Here is a 24,029-nt window from a genome sequence, read left to right on the forward strand (position 1 = left end):
CGCTGCTTCGGCAGCGTTTTTTTATGGCTTTATCTCAGTCATCACCGATTTGAATGGGGTGACTGAGCTGAATTAGAACAATCAAACTAGCGAGTTGAAACTTTGCAAAGTTCAACACTTATTTGAACCAATGCCGTTACGCTTTTTTAAACAGCCCCAATACTTTTTTCACGGGCAGTTTTTCTTCAGCGAAACCATACAGCGCTGCAAAAGGTAAGGCGGTACGCGCCAAATAAGCCACACGCCATAAGCCACCATGGTTGGCACCATGCATCAAGAGTTCTAATGGATGGTCTAGCGCTGTTTCAGGGTTAGCAACCGATTGAGGGTTTCTCAAGTCGTGAATCCATAAAGCTGCCATGAGTGCATTGGTGGTTTCAGGTTGGAAGGATTCCACATCAAATAAACTCGCACCATTAAATGCTGCCTTTAATAATGGATTCTTCGTTACTGAGCGGGTCGTGGTGGATGGCGCAATATTGATACTAACCCGCTGACCATTTTGACGTGCGACAGTTGCGCGCCATTGTTGAATACGTTTTGCAAGTGCGTAGTTAGGACCTTGTTCCACCACCAAACAGTCAGCGATACCATAGGATTTTCCATTGTCTGCTGTGGTGGTTTGCTCATTATTTTGCTTAAAGAAATGCTGACCTGTGACTTTGGCAATGCTTTGCGTCAAAAGCTTTTGTGCAGAAGCACGGTTTTGGAATTTGGCTTGCGCTGCCGTAACAATCTCTTCTGGCACCGCATAGACATCGGTCGGAGTACACATAAACATCAAGCTGGTGTCGGCTTTTTGCTGGCTGACATAAGCCATGATGCTGTCCATCGCCATTGCAACACGAACATGCTTTTCACCATCTAAATAGGCAATTGCAGCCAGATCAAGTTGATGTTCACTTTGTGCAAGCCACTGTGCAATTTCAGGAATGTGTGTCAGTAAATTGGCGCCCAATTTGTGTTTTAGTTCTTGAATGGATGTGTCTTCATGCACAGCGTCGAGACTTGGTGCATATAAAGTGGCATTACCGGCCTGAACCGTGCTTAAGATTCGATCCCAAACACGTTCATTATTGAGGTCGATTGCCACAATATTGGCTTTCCATTTTGCTAACCACGTCAGAGGGCCAGCTTCGGAGGCAGCACCAAAAAGCACCATAGTCCGATCTGACAAATCGAACCATTCTGGGTGTGCAATGGCTTCACGTAATGCGTCGGCATGACTTGCTTCAATAATGCCAGCATCTTGCCATTTTTGAATCTGAGCCAGTAAAGCCTCACCTTGCAGTTTTTGGCCATGATAGGGCACATACCACTCAGGCGCTGCGTCACTTTCACCTTTTAACTTCACGGTATGCAGCGGATGTGCAGTCAAAGCTACTGCATCTTTGAGCGTATGCTTTTCTTGATCACGATAAAACTCAAAGACGTGATGCGCTTTATTTAAACCTTGCTCAGCAATGTTGATCGCTGCTTCAGATGATTGAATCCCTTGTTCAACCAAGGCTTTAAAATATTCAGGATATTTTTTACGCCAGTTTTTTTCTTGTTTTGCACGTACAGAAGAGTGATGGTCAACTGCAGCTAAGGCTTCAGCGATAATTTCACGACCAGTTTTAGATGTACTCGGCTTTTGGTTTGAAGCCGAAATGGGAAATTGAAGACCTTCAGTTGAACTCGACATGCAAAATATCTCAGCTAATTTTGTCATTAATATACAGATGTATACATTATCTATGCCAAATTAAAAAATAGGGTGGCATAAAGTGCCAGATTTATATGATTTGTCATGTGCTTTTGTGAACTTTCGTAGAATATACAGCGTCAATTTTTATTGTCGGAATTGAAAAAGCCTTCGTTTTGAAGGCTTAAAAGAAGAGGGTATGAAATCAGCAACGGCAAATCAACAACGGCCTTTTTTAGCCTGTCCGGGCGGGCAAAAGTCGCCATGGCGATCTGGGTACTTATAAGGGTAGTGATTACGATCTGGGTCGACCACGATACTGCCTTCACGGGTGTGAACGGCACAAGCACTCAACACGCAGGTCAACAGCAAACTTGAGAACATCAGGACTATTTTCATTGGAATTTTCCCTTTTTTATTCTGTGTCATTTCAGTTTAAATCAGGGCAAGGATAGATAGCGTTTCAATCTGCTGTGAAATTGTTTAGCTCGATATTTAAAGTGCAGTGTTGTAGATGTGGGAAATTGGCTAAAGAAAAAATTAAAGGACATTTCGGTTTAACGCAGCACAATAAAAAAGCCTAAACTGAAACGGTTTAGGCTGTCATTTTACTGGTTACATCAGGCTGATTTTTTAAACTTAATGTTAGAAAGGAACGTTTAATAACTGACTTAAGAAATGTGGAATGAGCTTCGGTTCAAGAATAATCGTTATGATTACACCATATGCTGCGCCCCAAAGGTGTGCGCTGTGGTTAATATTGCTGTTGCCACGTTTACCTGACCAAATACTATAAGCCACATACAGCACGGCAAAAATAATCGCAGGAACAGGAATAAAGAATACAAAAATCAGTTTCCACGGTTCAAACAAGATATAAGCAAAGAGTACTGCAGATACTGCCCCAGAAGCCCCTAAACTTGCCCAATGGGTATCATGCTTATGTTTTAAATAACTCGGAATAATCGCAGCGATCAAACCGCCTAAATAAAACAATACAAAGCCCATGTCGAAGAAATATTGGCGATAAAAACTTTCAATCACGCTACCAAAGAAAAATAAGGTAATCATGTTGAACAATAGGTGCGCGCCATCTGCATGAATAAAACCATGGCTAATAAATCGGTCATATTCGCCACGACTGAGGGCTGGCGGCCAAAATAACAAACGATTCATCACTTTCTGATTTGAAAATGCAATCAGTGAAATCACCACCGTAATCAGGATAATGGTCACGGTGTGGTTAAAGGGTAGGCCCAACATATATGACTATTCTACTTGTTAAAATTTATGCTCAATAATGCCATTAAATCTGCCTAAAGCGTGAACTTTCAGAATAATTCCGACAATTTTAGTTGATTTTTTTCTAATGCCCCGCATCTTAAGTTAAAATAGCGACTTCAGCTTGAGGAAATATTGTAATGTCGACTGAGAACAACAGCACAGCAGTTGCTGAAGAAATTCCAAACCTATTGATCACTCCAAATGCCCAAGAGTATTTGAAAGATCTTTTGGATAAACAAAATACACCGGGCATTGGTGTACGTGTTTTTGTGGAAAATCCGGGTACGCCACGTGCTGAATGTTGTATGGCTTACAGTGCACCAGAAGAAGTTGTGCCTACAGACTATAAACAAGACTATCCAGATTTCCCTGCATTTATTGACACACCGTCTATTCCATATCTTTTGGATGCGGTGATTGACTATAACAAAGACCGTTTTGGTGGTCAGTTAACATTCCGTGCACCAAACTCAAAAGTGCCACGTGTGGGTCCAGATGCTTCTGTAGAAGAGCGTATCACTTATGTTCTACAGTCAGAAATTAACCCTGGCCTTGCAGGTCATGGTGGTAACTGTGCACTGGTAGAAGTGGTTGAAGATGCAGAACATGGTTTAACTGCAGTGCTTAAATTCGGTGGTGGTTGTCAAGGTTGTTCTTCAATCGATTTAACCTTGAAACAAGGTGTTGAAACAACATTGAAGCAGCATGTACCTGAGTTAATGCGTGTTGTTGACCAAACGGATCACAGTAATACTGAAGGTGCTTATTTCAAATAAGTTCAGTATTTTTATAAAAAGCCGCAACGTTGCGGCTTTTTTATTGTCTAAATCAAAAAAACGAAGATTTTCAGATATTTCTAGGGTTTCTACATCAAAATGATAAGCTATATCACAAATATAAATGAGAATGATTATTAAAATTAATTGCAATATTGTTTGTGGTGGTTACAATGTGCAACACATTATTCTAGATTTCTCCATAAATACGTTTATTTGGAAGCACTCAATGACCAAACAACTATTAAAATCAACGCTTACACTTTCAGTTCTTAGCGCAATGGTAAGCCTCAGCCATGCGAATGAAGCAGCAGAAGCAGTCGATGAATCTGCAGTTAAAATGGAAACTATTGTTGTTACTGCAGCAGAACAAGTTAAACAATCATTAGGTGCTTCAAAAATTACGGCAGAAGATTTAGAAAAAATGCCGGTTGTGAATGATATTTCAGAGTATGTGCGCCGTATGCCGGGTGTGAATTTGACTGGTAACAGTGCCACAGGCCAACGTGGTAATAACCGTCAGATTGATATCCGTGGTATGGGGCCTGAAAACACGTTGATCTTAATTGATGGCAAGCCAGTAAATTCGAGAAACTCAGTACGTTATGGCTGGCGCGGTGAGCGTGATACACGTGGTGATTCGAACTGGGTACCTGCAGATGCTATTGAATCAATTGAAGTGCTGCGTGGTCCAGCTGCAGCGCGTTATGGTTCAGGTGCGATGGGTGGTGTGGTCAATATTAAAACCAAGAAAGTGACCAACGACGTGCATGGCTCTGTGGAGGTTTTTACCAATCAGCCTGAAGATGCTAAAGAGGGCGCAAGTCACCGTGAAAGCTTTAACTTAAGCGGCCCAATTCTCAAAGATGTCCTTTCATATCGGTTATACGGTAGTTATAACAAAACCGATTCAGATGCTGCGGATATTAATGCCTTAATGGACAATGGCGCGCGTATGGCGGGTCGAGAAGGCGTAGAGAATAAAGATATTGCTGGGCGCTTGGCTTGGCAGTTGAATGATCAACAAGTCTTGATGTTTGATGCAAGTGTTGGCCGCCAAGGCAACCGTTTTGCAGGCGACAGTCAAAACAGTGTATTTGATCCAGCCGATCCAAACAAAGCACCAATTTTATCGGCTTTAATCGGTGAAGAAACCAATACCATTTATCGTGATAGTTTTGCATTAACTCATGAAGGTACTTGGGGTTGGGGTGACAGTAAACTCATAGCGCAATATGACAAAACCAAAAATAAGCGCTTACCTGAAGGTACAGGCGGTAGTACAGAGGGTCAGATTAATAATCTCGAGAATAAACAAACGTCACATCTAGAAACCATTCGCTTTAATGCAGAAGCCAATCTGCCGTTCCAATGGTATGTCCCACAAGTATTAACTTTAGGCGCTGAGTGGGTCGAAGATGACTTTACCGATACGGTTAATACACAAGCTGGCGCAGGCGGTTTTGGTGATGCGCTGACTTCAGGTGACCGTTCACAAATGGATTCACGGATTGCGTCGGCCTATATTGAAAATAATATGAATTTGGGCGAAAGCACCGATGTTGTTTTGGCACTGCGTTATGATAATCATAGTAAATCGGGAGATAGCTGGAGTCCAAGTCTCAATATTACGCAAAAACTTGGTGACTATTGGACACTAAAAGGTGGTGTAGCTAAGGCGTATAAAGCACCTAATATGTACCAAAATGCGGAAGGTTATCTGTTAAGCACTCGCGGTAATGGCTGTCCGATTGGGCTGAGCCAATGTCTATTACAAGGTAATGGCGATCTCAAACCTGAAACTTCAGTGAATAAAGAATTAGGTGTACAGTTTGAAAAAGACATCGTAAATGCAAGCTTTGCATGGTTCCGTAATGATTATAAAAATAAGATCGTTGCAGGGGATACACGTCTAGAAGAACTAGAAGTAAATGGAACAACATATAATGTACTGCGTTGGATGAATACGCCTGAAGCCTTGGTAGAAGGTGTTGAAGGAAGTATTTCTTTGGATTGGGGTGATATCACGTGGACCAATAACGTCACCTATATGATCAACTCTGAAGATAAACGTACAGGCAACCCGCTTTCAGTGATTCCGAATTACACACTAAACTCTATTTTGAACTACAACATCACGGATCGATTAGACAGTAACTTTGTCTATACCCAATATGGACGTCAAAAACCACGTCAATATGCAGAAACCAGTCTTGAAAGCAAAGATGGCTTGGCGATGGATAGCGTGAAAAGTTATGGCATTGCAGGCATTAACTTTGGTTATAAATTTAATGCGGCTTTAAGTGCTCGTATCGGTGTGAATAACCTATTTGATGAGCAAAAACTGCGTGATAAAACGGTCAACCAAACATATAACGAGCCGGGTCGAGCTTATTATGCAAGTTTGAAATACCAGTTCTAAGTATGTCCAAAAAAAAGCCGCTTAACGCGGCTTTTTTTATGTTGGGATATTTAAAATTTTCAGTGCTTCACTTGAGTAGTAGAATTGTTCTAAATAGAGACGTGAACGCTCACGCAAATAACCCGACTCAATCATTTGTTGAACGATTGGATTGAGTAAGTTTTGAAGTTCATGCTGAATTAACGCTTCATCAATATTTAAATCACGTAGCAATAAATCAAAAGGGCGTTCTGCATTACGCACGTACCAAGCGTATACGCCATCATGCACTTGCTGTTTCATATACTCGGACTGTCGCATAAAGTCCCAAATTTCATGACCCATGGCAACCGTTTGCGGCAAGTCCTGAACTTCAACATAGTTCTTTAATACCGAAACTGGCAGCGCTTTAATTTTATGCCACAAATTGGCTTGAAAATGGTACAGCTTATGATCATCAAAGTGCTGATTTAACACGGTTTCACTCATTTGACTGAGTTTTAAAATATTCTTTTGCAAGTATTTGCTGACCGCATTATCTAAATTGGTATCTGTGACATTTTCCAGTACCGATTTCCCCATTTTCATAAATCGTGAAACACCGGGTACCGATTTTGCAATCACCGAATTATCTAAATAATCTTGTATCGCATGTTGAATCAATTGACTGATCATGGCTGAAAATGCAGGATTGTTGACCATGGTATGAATTAAACGCTGACGATGTCCTTGTTTACTGGCCACATACTGTGCAATTTTATCGATGGTCAACACAGGAATGATTTCGGCAATCGTGGTGCTGTCATTTGCAGGATGAATCAGTGCAAATTTGATATGTTCAGCAATTTGCTCAATCAGAAATTGACTTGCAGGGGTATTTAAAATTTGTTTTTGCAACAAAGCATTGATTTGATCAAAACTCCAAATCTGCTGCAAAGATTGTTTACGAAACCATTGATAAAAGTGGGTGAATTCAGTGGCTACGGTATCATTGTGTGAAAAGCTCTGATCTAAAAAGTTCAGTTGAGCGTCAATCAACTGCTCAATCATCGGATTTTTCTGCATACTTTCCCTGAAGTCCCAGTCATGGGTATCTAAAAATGGCGAATGCTCAGTTTAACTGAATCAGTTTATCTACCAAAGGGTTTTTAAACTTTTGACTTTTCGCAAGGAAAGGCAAGTAATGCTCTGCAACTTGTTGTTCAGCTTCTAAGATTGGCATATGACCGACGTTATTTAAAATCACTGGGGTTTCTGCACGTTTCAGTAAAGACTTGAGTTCGCCAGCCACTTCCACATTAAAGATTTTATCTTGTTTGCCCCAAAGGATCAGGGTTGGGGCTTCTACTGTTCGTGTTAAACGAGCAAAAGTTTCAGGGGTGTAGATTCGATTGAGCGTGACGACTTGATCGATCATTTTACTGGTGAAGGGCGCACGCGCAATTAAGATATTCTCCTGCGCTTCTTTAAGCTGTGTCGGAACATTGGGCGGATTTTGCATGAGTTTATGCATGACATCATCTAAATCCCCCGGTTTTGAAACGATTAAATTTTTAAGTTTATACGGGTCGCGGGTGTAACTGGTATTGGCCTGTTTATAAATGCCCGCGCTGTTGAGTAAAAATAAACTTTGGGTATCAAAAGGATATTGAGAGGCATATACCGTGGCAATGGAACCACCCAATGAGTGACCTGCAACATTCAGTTTATCTTCAATATCTATTTTAAGGACAAACTGGCGTAGTTGTTCCGTGACATTCGGCACTGAGACATCAAAATCGACCGGCACATGTGTATCGCCATTGGCCGGAAGGTCAGGGATGATCACGTGATAGTTCGGTGTTAAATAATGCGCAACACGATTCCAATTATCACGTGTGCCGCCTAAACCATGAATGAGCAAGATGGTCGGTTTAGAGCGTTGACCGCCTTCGCTATAACTCCAATTCACATTGCCGACTTGAACACTATGTGTGACTAAACCTGCCGCTTTACGCTCTTGGCTCAAATAATTTTGCACGATAGAGGGTACGGCAAAGTTTTTGCTGATGGGAGACGGATTTGCAGCCAAAGTGTTGTTGGCAGTAAACGTCATACAGCAAATTGTTGCTAGCTTGAAAAAGCCAAAAATGCGTGAATGATGTCCTTTCATTGACGTTTACCCCAGTTAAATCGAATCGATATATTTTTTAGATCATTTATATGACTATTATCAGAATGGGCTGAAATAGCAAAAGCGTATATTTATGAAATATATTGTAAATTAAAAATGACCTTTGTCATCCATTGCTTTTTTGACGTGGTTAAACTTGCGTTTTAATAATGTGAACCATTACAGAAAAAATAATTTTTTTTGATGAATGTAGAGTAGCATTTTCTATCAAGTTGCATCGTCGTAGAAAAAATTCACAGCAATTGTTTTTGCAAGTGACAATCGATTCGACTGGGATTAAAATATTGCAACTTCGGATAAGGGTAATTAGAACATGCTAGCAGCAGCAGAAGCTTTAGATCGTTTAAAAAAAGGGAATCAACGTTTTGTAAACGGTGAAACGAATCACCCAAAGCTTTTGACGCATCAACAACGTGCTGAAATGGCCGAAAGCCAAGAACCTTTTGCAATTATTTTAGGGTGTTCAGACTCACGTGTTCCTGCTGAAATGGTATTTGATCAAGGCTTAGGCGATTTATTCGTGATTCGTGTTGCAGGTAATATTGTGGCACCGTCTCAAGTCGGTAGCGTGGAATTTGCAGCAGAAAGCTTTGGATGTCCTGTGGTCATTGTATTGGGTCATACACACTGTGGCGCAATTCATTCTACGATTGAAGCTTTAACTAACCCTGCGACACCACCATCAGCAAACTTGATGTCGATTGTGAACCGCGTTCGTCCATCTGTAGAAATACTCATGCAAACTGAATTGAAAGATGACCTCGAAAAACTTTCAATGCATGCAGTACGTTCAAATGTTTTTGCCTCAGTGAATCAACTGCGTCATGGTTCAGCAGTCCTTGAAAACTTAATTGCGCAAGGCAAATTAAAAGTGGTGGGCGCTGAGTATTCACTCGAAACGGGTGAAGTAAGCTTCTACGATTTCTAAGCAAACTACAGTAAATACAAGATTTAAAAAAAGGCGCTCAAATGAAGCGCCTTTTTTAACGAATCCATTTTCACCCACTAAATTTATAAGTTTGCTTTAATTAATGGATAAGCATTGTTCAGCAAAATTGGTTGCGCTTTGGCATTAGGGTGAATCTGATCTTGTTGCATTAAGTTTTTATGTCCCGCCACCCCTTGCATAAAGAAAGGTAATAATTTGATTTTGTACTGTTGGCTCAACACTTGATAGTTATTTTCAAAAGCTTGGCTATATGCCTTGCCATAATTCGGTGGAATTTTCATTCCAAATAAAATCACTTTCGATTTGGCCTGTTGGCTTTTTTGAATCAGCTGCGCTAAATTTTTTTGAATTTGTGCAGGGGGTTGTCCGCGTAAACCGTCATTACCACCTAACTCAATCACCACAAGGTCTGGACGATGGGTCTGCAACAGTTTAGGCAGTCGTGCCAAAGCACCACTGGTGGTTTCACCGCTGACACTTGCATTGACCACTTTATGTTGTTTCGGATACTGTTGGTCTAGACGTTTTTGTAATAAGTGAACCCAGCCTTGCTGCACTGAAACACCATAACCCGCACTTAAGCTATCGCCCAAAATCATAATGGTTTTGGCAGAGAGCAGCATCGGGCAGAACATCAGTGCAATAGCCAGCAAGTAACTCAATAGACGATTATTTTGAATGCGATTTTGCATATAGGGAAGATATGACCCAACTCACGACAGATGTTGACATCATGCCACAGGCGATTATTTCTGCACAGCAATTGACACAAAAGATACAACTTCCACAAAAACAGTTATCGATCTTTGAACAACTCGATCTTGAAATCTTTGCAGGGGAACAAGTTGCGATTACTGGTCGTTCTGGTTCAGGTAAATCCACCTTGTTGGGTATTTTGGCAACACTAGATCAGGCCAGTTCGGGACAATTACGGGTCTGTGGTCAAGATATTCATTTATTAAATGAAGAACAGCGTGCTCAAGTCCGTTTGGCTCATATTGGATTTGTCTTTCAGTCTTTCCAGTTGTTGCCACATTTAACGGCTCTGGAAAATGTCATGCTGCCGCTACGGCTACAAGCAAATTTTCAGGTCAAAGCCGCAGAAGAAAAAGCATTAAAACTGTTAGCAAAGGTCGGACTAGAACGACAAGCGCATCAAGCTCCCAAAGTTTTATCCGGTGGTGAGCAGCAACGGGTTGCGATTGCCCGTGCTTTGGTGAGTGAACCCGATCTGATCTTTGCAGATGAACCAACAGGTAATTTAGACAGTGCAACGGCACAGGAAATTGAACAACTGTTATTTCAGTTAAATCGTGAAATGGGAACCACTTTGGTATTGGTGACGCATGATGCCGATTTGGCCCGTCAATGTCAGCGCCATTTTGAATTGGTCAATGGTCAATTGATTGAGCATCGAACAGGAGATGCTACATGAATCTTTTGGCACTGTTTCGACCACTCTTACAACTGAGTTTTAAAACCACGGGTGTGTATTTATTATTGATCACACTGACCTTGGCGATCAGTGCCACCACGGCTTTAAAGTTTAGTAATGTACAAATTCAAAATGCTGTAGCGCTACAAGCTGCTGAAATGTTGGCAGCAGATTTGGTGCTGACAGCCAATGAACCAATTCCACAAGAGTGGCAACAACAAGCCAAAACACAGCAATTAAAACAATCCAATGTCACGCTATTTAGCAGCATGGCGCATACTGATCAGCAATTTGTCATGGTCAATGTCAAAGCCGTTGATGCTGCATTTCCATTAAGAGGTGAACTCGAAACAGAACCGAAACTAAACCGTTCCATACAAGCAGGTGAGGTCTGGTTAAGTCCTCGTGCCATGGATTTATTGGGTGTAAAGGTTGGAGATCAGATCAATATTGCCGATGCTGCTTTTCAAGTCAGTGCCAAAATCATTCATGATACCAATCAAGAGCTTGGCTTCAGTGGTTTTTCACCGACGGTTATGATTGCGCAGTCTGAGGTGGCGAGAACCAATGCCATCCAAGTCGGGAGTCGGATTGAATATCGCCTGTTAATGGCTGGAGATGCACAAAATACCCAGCGCTTTGAAAAACTGTATAAGCAAAAATTTGGTGATCAAAGCGAAAACCGTACTGCTAAATCAGATCATGCGCAGGTTCAGGATGCAGCTCAAAGCAGTTTAAAAATGAGAAATGCCAGTGAAGGCAATACCCGCTTGATGAAGCCGATTGCCAACCTAGAAACGTTTTTACAACTTGCGAATATTTTAACCATTCTACTTTGTGGTATCGCCATCGCATTAACCAGTCAGCGCTATGTCCAACAAAATCAGGATGCCATTGCACTGATGCGCTGTATTGGGTCGACCAAACAGCAAATATTAAGTGCTTATTTGGCTTTACTGTTGGTTGTACTCGGGCTTTCAATCCTGTTTGGAAGTTTGATTGGTCTGGGATTTGGGTTTGGCTTATTGCAACTGATGCTACAGCTGATTCCAAATTTACAATTAGAGTTTTCAGCCCTGTCTATGCTGCTTGGCCCGCTTCCAATTGCAATATTCACCAGTGCGATTGTGCTATTAGGATTTGTTCTTCCAAGTCTTTGGCAATTATTAGGGACACCGCCAGCACGGGTGATACGACAACAAGAGCGTTCTGTACGTTCCATACTTTGGATGCTCAGTTTCGGCACACTCAGTTTGGTGGTGTTTTGTGGGGTATTAACTGAAAATTTACAACTCACCCTGTGGCTGATTTGCGCCATCATCTTCCTGTGTGTTGGCCTATATATGATGGTCTGGCTCAGTTTAAAGGCTTTGAAAAGTTGGGGGACGAAAATCTCAGCGTATATACGCACACCGTATCAAACGGCATTTCAAATTACCGCATTAGCATTGGGTCTAAGTCTGATTACGGTTTTAGCGGTATTACGTACAGATTTGCTGGAACGTTGGCAACAACAATTACCACAAGGGACACCTAACCAATTTGTCTATGGATTACCGCCATTTGAGTTGCAGGATTTTAATCAACAACTCAAGCAGCATGGCTGGCAAGGGACGCCGATGTACCCGAATATTCGTGGACGATTAGTTGCCAAAAATGATCTCCCTTTTTCGGATGCCTTAATTAAAAGCAATAATTCATTACGCCGTGAATTGAATCTTACGCAGGCTGCAACTTTTCCGAAAGATAATCAAATCATCGCGGGCAGTCAGCAGTTTCAACAGGTTAATGAAGTATCGGTAGAGGTGAAAACCGCACAAGAGCTGGGTATTCAAATTGGAGATCGACTGAGTTTTAGCCTTCCTGAAGGGATTTTACAAGCCAAGGTGATCAACCTTCGTAGTGTGGAGTGGGAAAGCTTTAGTCCAAACTTTTTCTTTATTTTTTCTCCCCAAACCATGGATGAAAATGCCGGTAGTTACTTGGGGAGCTTCTATGTTCCACCGCAAGATAAAAATCAGTTAATTGGTCTAATTCAGCAGTTTTCGAATACCGTGTTTATTGATGTCAGTCTAATTTTGGATGAGATCAAACGCATCGTCAGTGTATTGGTTCAGATTATTACCATCTTGGCGCTGTTGGTCAGTATTTCAGGCATTTTAGTTTTGGTCGCATGTTTGAACTTATTTATGGATGAACGCAAAAAAGAAGTGGCATTACTGCGGTCCTTCGGCAGTTCCAAGCAAAAGTTAAAGTCGATGCTCAGTTTGGAAGTTGGTTTGATGGGGCTAATTTCGGGTGTTGTGGCATGTATTTTTGCTGAAGTGATCAGTGCGATTGTCAGTTATAAAATGGAACTGACCATCCAGCTACATGCAGAGATTTGGTTGATCCTCCCACTGGTCATGACCTTAGTCTGTACATTGATCGGACGTTATCGCTTAAGTTATCTTTGCGACATCCCACCCTTAGAAAGCTTACGTGAACTAAATAGTTAAGGGGGGAGATGGTTAACAGCCGAGCAAGTTAAGAGTGGAGCAGGAACCCAGTGCGCAGTCCAGGTTTAGACATGATTTGATGTGTTTTCAACATATCTGTGTTGATAGCCACAGGGTTCATTCCACTGTTTAACGTGCTGCGAGAGATTGCTTCATCAGCAGGATAAAGTGTTCCCAAAGCGGTAAAATCGGTTGGATTAATTGTTGGCAATGCAGATAAAACAGGTAGCATCCGACAGCTGCGGTGATTAGACCGATCATTTGAATGATTAGGGATTGATGTAATTTTTGTCCCACATACCAAATGAAAGCCAAGGCAGCGCCCATCAACATGCCGCCAATATGCGCGGCATTGTTAATCCCACTAATCATAAAGCCCATCGCTAGGTTAATCCCCATCACCATCAATAAGGTTTTTTTATCCAGATAAAATTGCTGTTGAGGTAACATGGGGAGCAGCGAAATAATCGTCAGCGCTGCACCCAGTCCCATCACTGCACCCGATGCGCCTGCACCAATACTCGGAAAAAGTTGCTGATTGGCTGCACCTTCGGCCAATAATGCATAGCTATCTTGAATGGTTAAATAACCACTCAATAAACTTCCCATGAGTCCGGCTAAAACATACAGGCCGAGGAAGTAGAAACGACCTAACATTTGCTCGGCAACACTGCCAAAAATATACAAAGCCCACATATTCAACATCAGGTGAATCAGGCCAAAATGAAAAAACATACTGCTGAATAAGCGGATGGGTTCCTCTAAAAAGGTTAAAGGTGCATAATCAGCACCCCAACGCAAAGCATCCAGTGTGTCGGGTTGGCTAACGTTCATTCCATGCAACACTTGCCAGCCAAAGAGTCCAACATTGATGGTAATTAAGAGTGCCGTGATCCACCACAGTTGGATTTGCAGCTTACGGGTTGATACAGCAGGAGGGCTGAGTTCAGACATGCTATTCTTGTACTGTGTCAAAATATTTAAAAATAAGCTTAACATGAAAAAACAGAATTTCTGGAGTAACACACTGACATGAAAGCCTTTATTGTTCGTACATTGTTAATTCTTGTCAGTCTTGTGCTTTTGGTACAGCTTTGGATCTTTGGTAGTCTGGTGTGGTGGCGTACACATCCTGTGGAATCGACGATGATGATGCGTTTAGATTATTGGTCTGAGCCATCAAAACCGATTAAACACGAATGGCGTGATTACGACCAAATCAGTGATTATGTCAAACATGCTGTTGTTGCCGCGGAAGATGGCAAGTTTTTACAACACAAAGGTTTTGATTGGGAAGGCATGCAAAATGCTTTAGAACGCAATAAAGATAAAGGCAAAGTGGTTGCAGGTGGATCTACCATTTCTCAGCAATTGGCAAAAAACTTATTTTTATATAATAAGCGTTCATTTATCCGAAAAGGGCAGGAAGCCGTTGCAACATGGATGATGGAGCGCATGTGGACGAAGCAACGCATTTTAGAGGTATATCTCAACTCGGTTGAGTTTGGGGATAACATTTACGGCGTAGAAGCTGCAACACAGCACTACTTTGGTAAAAGTTCAAGGAGTTTGAGTCGAGAGCAAGCAGCGTTTATTGCGGCTATTTTACCCAATCCAAAATATTATGATGAAAATCGACAAGATCGTAAGCTAAATTATCGTAAGCGCATGATCCAAAAATATATGCGTTATAGCCATATCCCAGATTAAGAACGATCTAAACACTCGTCAAATGGCATGGCAGTGATTTGAATTACAACAAAAAGCTCATATTAATGGGCTTTTTTTATGAAATTGTCACAAATTTGAAGCATACTAAACTGAGTACAGCACACATTTTTTAATATGGGTTTGAAATGAATACCGCAGCTGAAGTCGCGCAAGTACCTACTGAATATACTTATAATGATCGTTATATTAATCGAGAGTTATCGATTCTCGACTTTCATCTGCGTGTGCTCGAACAAGCGGTTGATCCGATACATCCATTACTTGAACGCATGAATTTCTTGCTGATCTTTTCACGTAACTTAGACGAATTTTTTGAAATTCGTGTTGCGGGAATGATGGAACAGCTAGACTTAGGTAATGAAAGCCGCAGTCCAGATGGCTTAACACCAAAACAAGTATTAGATGAAATTTCTGCGACAGCGCATGCGGCAATTGAGCGCCAGTATCGTATTTTAAATCAAGAAATTTTACCCAAACTGCGTGAAGAAGATATTTGCTTCTTACGTCGTGGTGAGTTAACCCCTGCACAGTCGGCATGGGTGAAAAAATATTTTCAAGAGCAAGTTGCTCCAGTCTTAACGCCAATTAGCTTAGATCCCGCACATCCATTCCCTCGCTTGGTCAACAAGTCGTTGAATTTTATTGTGACTTTAGAAGGGAAGGATGCGTTTGGCCGTCAGATTGACTTAGCCGTTGTACCTGCACCACGTTCGCTGCCACGTGTCGTTCGGCTTCCTGATGAATTAACCGGTGGCAAAGAGCATCATGTGATGCTATCGGCAATTATTCATGAACATGTCTCTGATTTGTTTCCCGGCATGACGGCGACGGGTTGCTACCAATTCCGTGTGACGCGTAATGCCGATTTGGCTTTAAATGAAGATGTTGAAGATTTGGCTAAAGCCCTCAAAGGTGAGTTGAATTCACGTCGTTTTGGTCGCGCCGTTCGCTTGGAAGTGACAGAAAATTGTCCGCAGCATATTTATGAATATTTGCTTGATGAGTTCGATTTAGAAGAAGAGCAACTCTATAAAGTAGATGGACCAGTTAACCTTGCACGTTTACTGTCAAACTTTAAACGTCCACATCTACGTTATGACGCACATATTCCTGTTATACCGAAAGTACTCAAAAAATCTGAAAACATTTTTAGTGCGATGCAAAAACAAGATATTTTGCTGCACCATCCCTTTGAATCATTCGCACCAGTAATTAACCTACTGCGCGAAGCTGCACGTGATCCACAAGTTTTGGCCATTAAACAAACGCTTTATCGAAGTGGCGCAGACTCTGAAATTGTGCAAGTTTTAGCGGAAGCAGCACGTAATGGTAAAGAGGTTACCGCAGTAATTGAGCTTCGTGCACGATTTGATGAAGAATCAAATATTGCTGTAGCCAATGTATTACAAGAAGCGGGTGCAGTGGTGGTGTATGGCATCGTGGGCTATAAGACCCATGCCAAAATGATTTTGGTGGTACGCCGTGAAAATAATAAATTGGTGCGTTATGTGCATTTAGGTACGGGGAACTATCACGCGGGCAATGCGCGTATTTACACCGATTATGGCCTATTAACCACCGATAAAGAACTCTGTGAGGATGTACATCGCATTTTCCAAGAACTGACTGGTATGGGTAAAATGGCGAAGTTGAAAAAACTGCTGCATGCGCCATTTACCTTACATGCTCAACTGATTAATTATATTGATAATGAAATTGCCAATGCTAAAGCAGGTAAGCCTGCGCAAATCATTGTCAAGGTCAATGCATTAACTGAAGTTCAGTTGATCAATAAACTGTATGAAGCGTCACAAGCGGGTGTGCAGATTGATTTAATTATTCGTTCTATTTGTTGTTTGCGTCCAGGTTTACCGGGGCTGTCTGAAAATATTCGCGTACGTTCTATTGTTGGCCGTTTCTTAGAACATACCCGAGTTTATTATTTCAGTAATAATGGCGATGCTCGGATTTACTGTTCAAGTGCAGACTGGATGGATCGTAATTTATTTAACCGTGTGGAAGCTTGTTTCCCAATTGAGGATCCCGCCTTGAAAAAGCGTATTTATCAATTAGGTTTAGTGAATTATCTAAAAGATAATCAGCAAGCTTGGTTGCTCCAAAGTGATGGTCGTTGGATTCGTACCCATGTTCAAGAGGGAGAGGAGGCACATAATTCACAGCATGTGCTTTTAGATACATTTAAATAGATGTGGGTTATAAATAAAGGGAGCAGATGCTCCCTTTGGTATTTTTTAAGTATAGATTTATTTTTGAATACTTTATCTCAGCTAAATTTAGCTGTAGCTACAAATTTTTCTATAGATATTTTTGACAAAACCATCAATTTGATACGTTGAAAGTTTTAATTCATTGACCATCTGCTCTTGAGTCGCACTATGGCTGACCATATCCAAAATTTGATATTCAGCTGGATTTAGACTGAGTTGTTTCGGCGCTGCATTTTGCGGACTAAAAGTTTCACTCAATAAAAATTTAGCAAAAGTTGGGTGCAGGGCAGCCCCACCTCTTAAAATGGTTTTCAGTTGGTTATAAGTGTCTTCAATCGGTTGTTGAATCAGCATATAGGCGGTTGCACCGATCTGAATCGCATGTAAGGTTAAATCAGCAGATTGTTCATTGACTAAAATGATGAGATTACTTGAAGGATAGATTTTCTTAATTTTATGTATGAATGAGATATCAGACTGTTGCGTGACCACTAAAAAGATTAAATTTGGCAATTGATTGAAAATTTGTTGTTCTGCATCTGCTAAATTTTCTGAAAATGTAATGAGGTCTTCAGGATAACCGAGGTCTCCTAAGATGTTAAACAGCACTGTTTTTGAAGTCATTGATTGATGATCAATGATCAAAACGGGTACTGGTAATAAAAATTCACTCATCATACATTTCGCTCATTTATTATTTTTAATCAAATTGCATTTCCATAATGTGCATGGAAGTGAATTAGAAAAATATACCTAGAAGTAGTGATTTATACATCAAAGTATAATTAAGTTATTGTGATATAATATAATTTAATTAATGTATGGTTTTTTGTGTTTTTCATTATGTTGAATGCAAAGATTTATAGTTTTTTCGTTTTTATTTTTAGAATATTGATTAAATAATCATCAGATTTCGATTCGAATTGAAAATAATAAATGAAATGTGAAAGCAGTATTTTGACAACTAATAAATTGAACTGTTTCTGATGTGAGTTAATATTCACCTATTGCTTAGTTATTTTAAACATGAATATTAGTGACTATTTAAAATAATGTGATTTATTTCTCATTATGGTTATTTTATAGCACAAAACATAATTATGAAAAAAGCCCTTTGAAAATGAATCAGACGTACTTTATCTAAAATACCTGAAACTAGTGATTTTAACGAAAGTTATATTTTACTAAGATGTATTAATCTTCTTACTTATCTGGCTAGTGTGAAGATATTATCGAGGCGATGAATTGAGATATACATCAAGTCATATATTACCTTATCAGGCTACCTATTTGGGTTAGCCTTTTCTTTTTTCTAGATACTATATTTTTATTTTAAATTTTAAATTCATCTCAATATTATTATTTCTGGATTATTCATTTCTGCAAAATAAAAAAGAGAGCACAGGGCTCTCTTTAATTTTCACACTGATTAGTTAGTGCAGATTGTTAGTGATTTTCTGCAAGATTTGAAGCAATACATCAAATTCACTTTGAAGCGGCGTACTTTTACGCGTCACCAATGCTAATGTGCGTGTAGGGCTTGCTTCAATTTCTTTCACAGCCAAATCTTCATTGGCTTTGATCATATTGGTATGAACTGCAATTTCAGGCAATAAGGTAAAGCCTAAATCTGCGGAAACCATTTCAACCAAAGTTGGCAATGAGCTTGCTTTTAAACGATGGTCGTTTTTACGTTCACCAATCGGGCAAGCACTCAAAGCATGATCACGTAAGCAATGGCCTTCTTCAAGCAACATTAAACGAGATAAATCTAGGTCGTCTAAAGATTTCGCTTGAGTTGCATTTTGGTCAGCTTTGTTGTACACCAAGAACAATTTTTCTTTGTTTACTTCTGCAACTTTCAAGCTACGTGTATCGAAAGGAAGAGCAAGTAATACGATATCTAGATTACCGTGCTCGAGTTTCTCAACAATTTTTTCACTTTGTGCTTCATGTAAATGCAATTGAATTTTTGGTAGTTGCTTATGCACTTCTTCTAATAATGGTGCAAGTAAAAATGGCGCAATAGTAGGAATGACCCCTAGATGTAAATCACCCGTTAGAGGTTCGCTCATTTCACGACTTAAACGCATTAGGTCTTGCGCATCTGCCAATAGAACTCGAGCTCTTCCGACAACTTGTTCACCAAGAGGAGTTAAACGCACGTTTTGACGGTCGCGTTCTACCAATACGCCACCTAGTAAACGCTCAAGTTCCATGATCCCGCCAGACAAAGTAGACTGGGTGACAAAAGAACGACGCGCAGCTTCAGTAAAGTGTAGCGTTTCTGACAGTGTTACTAGATATGACAGCTGTCTTAAGGATGGTAATGCAGCCATAGTGTCCTAATTTATGATTTAAAGTGATCAGCAAACAAACCGCTAAGATATGGAATAAAATGCGGTGGGATATCATGCCCCATTCCATCAATTAATTCAAATTTAGCACCTGAAATAGCCTTTGCAACGGCCTTACCATGGCTTGGCGGCAGCAAACGGTCACGAGCTCCATGAACCACAATGGTTTTATGCTGAATTTGTTTATCTAACTGCAGCAGGGAACCTGTACATAATATTGCTAAAAACTGTTGAAGTACACCCGCTGGGTAATAACTCCGCTTATAGAGTTTACGTGCAGTTTGTATCACTTCAAGCTGATTAATATAGCCTGGAGAGCCTATAATATTAAAAACTTTCAGGCTATGGTTAATAATGCCATCTTCATCGTTATATTCAGGTTTTTCAATTAGACTAAATAATTGCTTTGGAAATGGCGGTGGAAGTAAGGGTTGGATGTTACTGGTAAAAAGTAAGCTTAAGTTGTGCACTTTGTCTGGATAGCGTGCTGCCACGATTTGAGCGATCATGCCGCCCATTGAAGCGCCTAAAATATGGACTTTATCGAGTCCCATACGATCAATTAATAGTGCAACATCGTCTGCCATATCGTATAGATCATAGGGCGCACCCTGATTCTCTAGACCTAAGGCAAAACGTCCCATCAATTTAAAGGTGTTAAGACGTGGGCCTGGGTTACGAATTTTACTCGACAGACCAATATCACGATTATCAAAGCGAATAACTCGGTAACCTTGATCTATTAGGGACTTACAAAAGAAATCGGGCCAATACAACATTTGTGCGCCGAGTCCCATAATCAATAAGATTGCAGGATCTTCAGGATGACCACCCACCTCGACATGAAGTTCAATGCCATTGCCTAACTCTACGCGAGTTTCATGCATAAAAGAGGCATAAGGTGAAATATTAAACTGAAGGGCACTATTCATTTTTATTTTCCTTTAAAAAGGACGTCTATTATTATCAGGACGTCCTTGTATTTAAACCCTAAACTGAAGCAGGAATCAAGTCCGGAACCTGCTTAGTCAAAGTTAAGCGTTGCTTCCCAGCAGTTGCACCGAGCAGTACAAATCCACGTAATACGCCATCTTGATCGATCGCACGGGCAATCATGCCATCTTCAAGCTCTTCTGTTTCCCATTGGGTTTCAACATCAATAGGTGCAGGAAGGACAGTTAATGGCGCAGCAGGTGTTTTAACGGCTACAGGCATGGCTGGATAATGCACTGCGGTATGTTCACCATTGAGGGTTTTTGCCAAAGCACGTGCTTGTTGCATGATCGGCATCACGTATGGCAGAAGGGTACCATTGACTTCAGCACAGTCACCGACAGCATAGATATCTGCCAAGTTGGTTTCTAAGCCCTTATTGGTTAATACACCGCGACTGGTGTGAATACCGGCTTGTTTTGCCAAGTTAATTTCAGGTTGTAAGCCAATCGCAGACAACACAACATCTGCCACTAAGCTTTGACCATTGGCAAGGCTTACTTGATAGTCACCATTTTCAATGCGTGACACTTTTTCGACTGTTGTGCCTAAAACGAATTGAATGCCCGTTTCTTCTAAATTACTTTGGAATTTAGCGGCCACATGAGACGGCAGGAGGCGACCTAAAGGTTGCGGAGCTAAATCGACCACCGATACTTTTGCCCCAGTATTTTGGAGGTCATTGGCAAATTCACAGCCAATCAAGCCTGCACCTAAAATCACCACACGTTTATCTTCACGTGCTGCAAGCTGTTTACGGAATGCTTTATAGTGATCTAAATTGTTGACGACATGAATGTCTTCACTGCCATCACCCGAAATAGCTAAGCGAATTGGATTTGCGCCGACTGCTAAAACGAGTTTTGAATATAGTTGTGTTTGAGTTTCGTTTTGACTTTCAATAGTGAGCTCATGTTTTGCTGCGTCAATGGATTTAACCCAACTCTTATTGATGATTTGCATATTGAGTTGAGCCGACATTTTTTCGGCATCCCCTAGAGGGATTTGCTCAGGAGCTTTATTACCAACGAGCGCATTGGATAATGTCGGTTTAGCGTAGTTAATGGCATCATCCGCACAGATCATAATAAGTTCTAGTTCAGTATTTAACTTTCGAAATTCACGTGCAACGGCATATCCCGCCATACCAGAACCAATAATGACAATAGGGTGCATACTCAACTCCAAACACATTTCATATTTTTTAAAGACAAAAAAAAGACCATAACGATGATGGCCTTAGATTCTATTTATTAGATTTCAACCATTTCAAAATCTACTTTTGAGACGCCACAGTCTGGGCAAGTCCAATCATCTGGGATATCTTCCCATTTAGTCCCTGCCACGATACCGTCTTGTGGCCAGCCTTCTGCTTCGTCATAAATCCATCCACAAACGATGCACTGATACTTTTTCATTCCATTCTCCAAAAACTGACACAAAATTAAGTCAGTAAATACTTCATAACTGTATAAGTTTATACCTTAAGGTTAATTAGCCTTATACAGTAGACTCTTATGTTAAATTTTTACGCAGTTCTAACGATAAAGTAAAGTGGCTAAGAGTTTAATGAGTGAAATTAAAAGCAGAATGGCAGTGAGGGACAATAAATATCATAAAAACTCCAGATCTGGTAAAAATTGTCTGACAATATTTACATGTATAAATTGGTATATTTGAATTCATTTCCGTGAATTGGGTTCTAATGACCGCTTTTTCTATCCTCATAGACTAAAGTCTTGCAGAAAAAATCTCTAAAATCTTTTATTTTATGATCAGGGGAATATATATTTAATATTTTTTAAATAAATACGGTATTATTAATCAATAACTTATGTAAATTTGCTGTATTTTAAATATGCATTTTGGACGTGCTTTAGCTGTTCTTTTCTCACAAATCGCGTTAAAATTCACACATTCCTTCCTTAATTTATTTTCTCCTATTATGAGTAATTCTACTGCTGCGGCATTGTGGTCTAACATTCGTACTGTCCAAGATTTTCCAAAACCAGGAATTTGTTTCTTTGACCTTACGCCGTTATTTATGAATAACATCGAATCGTTAACTGATGCCCTAATTGCAAGTATTCCAGCCGAGCAATTGGCAGAAGTAGATAGCTTTATTGCGGTTGAAGCACGTGGTTTTGTTTTGGCAAGTTTACTTGCTCAACGTACTGGCAAAGGTTTGGTCTTGGTGCGTAAAGCCGGCAAATTACCACCACCAGTGGTCGGTGTTGGTTATAGCCTTGAATACGGTTTAGATCGTCTTGAAATGTCAGCTGAAATCGAATCACAAAAAGTAATTATTGTGGATGACGTATTGGCGACGGGCGGTACGCTTCGTGCAGTGAAACAATTGGCTGAAAAATGTAAACACCAAGTTTTAGGCGCAAGCATTTTCTTAGATTTGCCTGACTTGCATAAAGATTTAGGACTAAATATTTGGTCTGTTTTAGATGATAAAACACGTCCTGAAGCAGATGCTGCCTAAGCGTCAGTTTTAAAATGTAAAAAGCCTTGTCTATGACAGGGCTTTTTTATGTCTGATAAAAACGACGTTGCTGCTTATGATTAATATGATTTATTTTTTTAAGTAGTTTAATTCGAGATGTTGGATTAAATCATTGATATTTTCAGGGCATTGTAAACGATGATGTCCACCATCCATGACTTGAACCTGCATATAGTCTTCGAGTTGTTGTTCTGCTTCATACATATCTAAGATTTCATCACCACGTTCGATATAGGCAATTTGTGGAATATCGTGATCCAAATCCATTTCATTGATTGCAGGGTAGTCGTCGCGAAAGTCTGGATGCAGACTCGGGTTGGCAATTACACATGGAATGCGATGAAACAGCGACATTTTCAAAGCCCAGTATGCCCCGAGACTATGACCGACGATGATATCGGGCTTAATGGTTTCAATACTCTCGTGGTAAAAATCCGCAACAGTTTGAAAATTTAAGTTGCGATAGTCCACTTCAATGCAGAATTTTTGTTTTGCATCGATGGCATGGAATTTGGTGGATTCACGGGAAGAATCCAATCCATGTAAAAACAGAATTTTCGATAAGCAGGAAGTCATTGTTTTTCTACACACTGTTTTCAGACATTTTGGATGTGTTGAATATTTTATTTTTCAACAATTTTATGACATCATTGTAGAGAGAATTGTCAAAAAGAGAATTTAGCTTTTGGTCTAATTTGTAGGCATTTAAAAGACTTTAGTCTTAAAGAAAATAGATTAAAAGGTTGAATTAAGCTATTGAAATATATTTCAATATATTGATAGTTATAAATATTTTGAAGTGCGCAGTAGTCATTGTGATATCGCTAAATATTGGCTTGCTAAGTTTAAATATTTAACTTTTATCTCGTGCATATATGAAAGGTATGGATTAAGCAGACCTGAAGGTATAGCTGTCAAAACATCTTACTTTGATAAATTTCAACTTATTGAAAAAATGCGCACATTGCTTACTGCTCAATTCAAAGGAAATCTGCTATGCTATGC

At 40.2% G+C, this 24,029-nt stretch carries 21 protein-coding genes; 8 read left to right on the plus strand and 13 right to left on the minus strand.

The genetic code is table 11. The features are described 5' to 3' along the window. Positions 1-136 precede the first annotated feature (136 nt). From FTV11_RS00695 to FTV11_RS00700, 3 genes are all read right to left on the minus strand, one after another. The gene (locus FTV11_RS00695; RefSeq protein ID WP_180073219.1) at positions 137-1,687 is read right to left on the minus strand and encodes a hypothetical protein; all 1,551 of its coding nucleotides are present in this window, start codon (positions 1,685-1,687) and stop codon (positions 137-139) included. Between the two features lie 219 nt (positions 1,688-1,906). Further along, positions 1,907-2,086: a hypothetical protein gene (locus tag FTV11_RS16985; protein WP_078193028.1), complete on the minus strand. Its 180-nt coding sequence runs from the start codon at positions 2,084-2,086 to the stop codon at positions 1,907-1,909. 246 nt (positions 2,087-2,332) lie between these two features. Next, entirely contained in the window at positions 2,333-2,950 is a 618-nt protein-coding gene (locus FTV11_RS00700; protein WP_180026481.1) for a rhomboid family intramembrane serine protease, read from the minus strand. A 158-nt stretch (positions 2,951-3,108) separates the two neighbouring features. On the opposite strand from FTV11_RS00700, the gene nfuA reads away from it, so the two are divergent. Together nfuA and FTV11_RS00710 are read left to right on the plus strand one after the other, a co-directional pair. Beyond that, positions 3,109-3,747, plus strand: a complete 639-nt coding sequence (gene nfuA / locus FTV11_RS00705; RefSeq protein WP_078189947.1) for a Fe-S biogenesis protein NfuA — start codon at positions 3,109-3,111, stop codon at positions 3,745-3,747. A 229-nt stretch (positions 3,748-3,976) separates the two neighbouring features. Further along, positions 3,977-6,169: a TonB-dependent siderophore receptor gene (locus FTV11_RS00710; RefSeq protein WP_180073220.1), complete on the plus strand. Its 2,193-nt coding sequence runs from the start codon at positions 3,977-3,979 to the stop codon at positions 6,167-6,169. A gap of 36 nt (positions 6,170-6,205) precedes the next feature. On the opposite strand, the gene FTV11_RS00715 is transcribed toward FTV11_RS00710, so the two are convergent. Together FTV11_RS00715 and FTV11_RS00720 are read right to left on the minus strand one after the other, a co-directional pair. Beyond that, a complete protein-coding gene (locus tag FTV11_RS00715; RefSeq protein WP_180024089.1) occupies positions 6,206-7,213 on the minus strand; it encodes a hypothetical protein in 1,008 nt (335 codons plus the stop codon). Positions 7,214-7,259: 46 nt separating this feature from the next. Then, positions 7,260-8,300, minus strand: a complete 1,041-nt coding sequence (locus tag FTV11_RS00720; RefSeq protein ID WP_373685388.1) for an alpha/beta fold hydrolase — start codon at positions 8,298-8,300, stop codon at positions 7,260-7,262. A gap of 334 nt (positions 8,301-8,634) precedes the next feature. Between FTV11_RS00720 and FTV11_RS00725 the strand changes: the two genes are divergently transcribed. Beyond that, positions 8,635-9,249, plus strand: a complete 615-nt coding sequence (locus FTV11_RS00725; RefSeq protein WP_078189941.1) for a carbonic anhydrase — start codon at positions 8,635-8,637, stop codon at positions 9,247-9,249. Positions 9,250-9,332: 83 nt separating this feature from the next. Here the strand turns inward: FTV11_RS00725 and FTV11_RS00730 are convergent, their stop codons facing one another. Next, positions 9,333-9,962: an arylesterase gene (locus FTV11_RS00730; protein WP_180026478.1), complete on the minus strand. Its 630-nt coding sequence runs from the start codon at positions 9,960-9,962 to the stop codon at positions 9,333-9,335. Between the two features lie 11 nt (positions 9,963-9,973). Between FTV11_RS00730 and FTV11_RS00735 the strand changes: the two genes are divergently transcribed. After that, positions 9,974-10,705 (plus strand): ABC transporter ATP-binding protein, encoded by a 732-nt coding sequence (locus FTV11_RS00735; RefSeq protein ID WP_180055372.1) that lies wholly within the window; start codon positions 9,974-9,976, stop codon positions 10,703-10,705. Beyond that, a complete protein-coding gene (locus tag FTV11_RS00740) occupies positions 10,702-13,203 on the plus strand; it encodes an ABC transporter permease (RefSeq protein ID WP_180073221.1) in 2,502 nt (833 codons plus the stop codon). Before FTV11_RS00735 ends, FTV11_RS00740 begins: the two co-directional genes overlap by 4 nt. Before the next feature lie 129 nt (positions 13,204-13,332). Here FTV11_RS00740 and FTV11_RS00745 read toward each other — a convergent pair whose 3' ends face one another. Then, positions 13,333-14,157: a rhomboid family intramembrane serine protease gene (locus FTV11_RS00745; RefSeq protein ID WP_180026476.1), complete on the minus strand. Its 825-nt coding sequence runs from the start codon at positions 14,155-14,157 to the stop codon at positions 13,333-13,335. Positions 14,158-14,235: 78 nt separating this feature from the next. On the opposite strand from FTV11_RS00745, the gene mtgA reads away from it, so the two are divergent. Together mtgA and ppk1 are read left to right on the plus strand one after the other, a co-directional pair. Beyond that, the gene (gene mtgA / locus FTV11_RS00750) at positions 14,236-14,913 is read left to right on the plus strand and encodes a monofunctional biosynthetic peptidoglycan transglycosylase (protein ID WP_078193019.1); all 678 of its coding nucleotides are present in this window, start codon (positions 14,236-14,238) and stop codon (positions 14,911-14,913) included. A 146-nt stretch (positions 14,914-15,059) separates the two neighbouring features. After that, positions 15,060-17,141 (plus strand): polyphosphate kinase 1, encoded by a 2,082-nt coding sequence (ppk1, locus tag FTV11_RS00755; protein WP_180073222.1) that lies wholly within the window; start codon positions 15,060-15,062, stop codon positions 17,139-17,141. A gap of 87 nt (positions 17,142-17,228) precedes the next feature. Here the strand turns inward: ppk1 and FTV11_RS00760 are convergent, their stop codons facing one another. The 5 genes from FTV11_RS00760 to rubA all read right to left on the minus strand — a co-directional run bounded on the left by FTV11_RS00760 (position 17,229) and on the right by rubA (position 21,930). After that, positions 17,229-17,840, minus strand: a complete 612-nt coding sequence (locus FTV11_RS00760; protein WP_180026475.1) for a response regulator transcription factor — start codon at positions 17,838-17,840, stop codon at positions 17,229-17,231. A 755-nt stretch (positions 17,841-18,595) separates the two neighbouring features. Continuing rightward, on the minus strand, positions 18,596-19,501 hold the full coding sequence (gene oxyR, locus FTV11_RS00765; RefSeq protein WP_180073223.1) for a LysR family transcriptional regulator OxyR: 906 nt from the start codon (positions 19,499-19,501) through the stop codon (positions 18,596-18,598). An 11-nt stretch (positions 19,502-19,512) separates the two neighbouring features. After that, positions 19,513-20,451, minus strand: coding sequence for an alpha/beta fold hydrolase (locus FTV11_RS00770; protein ID WP_218945492.1), 939 nt, complete (start codon positions 20,449-20,451; stop codon positions 19,513-19,515). 58 nt (positions 20,452-20,509) lie between these two features. Beyond that, the gene (locus tag FTV11_RS00775) at positions 20,510-21,688 is read right to left on the minus strand and encodes an NAD(P)/FAD-dependent oxidoreductase (protein ID WP_180073224.1); all 1,179 of its coding nucleotides are present in this window, start codon (positions 21,686-21,688) and stop codon (positions 20,510-20,512) included. A 77-nt stretch (positions 21,689-21,765) separates the two neighbouring features. Beyond that, positions 21,766-21,930 (minus strand): rubredoxin RubA, encoded by a 165-nt coding sequence (gene rubA, locus FTV11_RS00780; protein ID WP_005179369.1) that lies wholly within the window; start codon positions 21,928-21,930, stop codon positions 21,766-21,768. 527 nt (positions 21,931-22,457) lie between these two features. On the opposite strand from rubA, the gene FTV11_RS00785 reads away from it, so the two are divergent. Next, positions 22,458-23,003: an adenine phosphoribosyltransferase gene (locus FTV11_RS00785; RefSeq protein ID WP_078189930.1), complete on the plus strand. Its 546-nt coding sequence runs from the start codon at positions 22,458-22,460 to the stop codon at positions 23,001-23,003. A 90-nt stretch (positions 23,004-23,093) separates the two neighbouring features. Here the strand turns inward: FTV11_RS00785 and FTV11_RS00790 are convergent, their stop codons facing one another. Then, the gene (locus FTV11_RS00790; protein ID WP_078189929.1) at positions 23,094-23,600 is read right to left on the minus strand and encodes a YqiA/YcfP family alpha/beta fold hydrolase; all 507 of its coding nucleotides are present in this window, start codon (positions 23,598-23,600) and stop codon (positions 23,094-23,096) included. Positions 23,601-24,029 lie beyond the last annotated feature (429 nt).

Origin of the sequence: Acinetobacter sp. YH12231 (assembly GCF_013417755.1) — a bacterium.
GTDB classification, from domain to species: domain Bacteria; phylum Pseudomonadota; class Gammaproteobacteria; order Pseudomonadales; family Moraxellaceae; genus Acinetobacter; species Acinetobacter amyesii.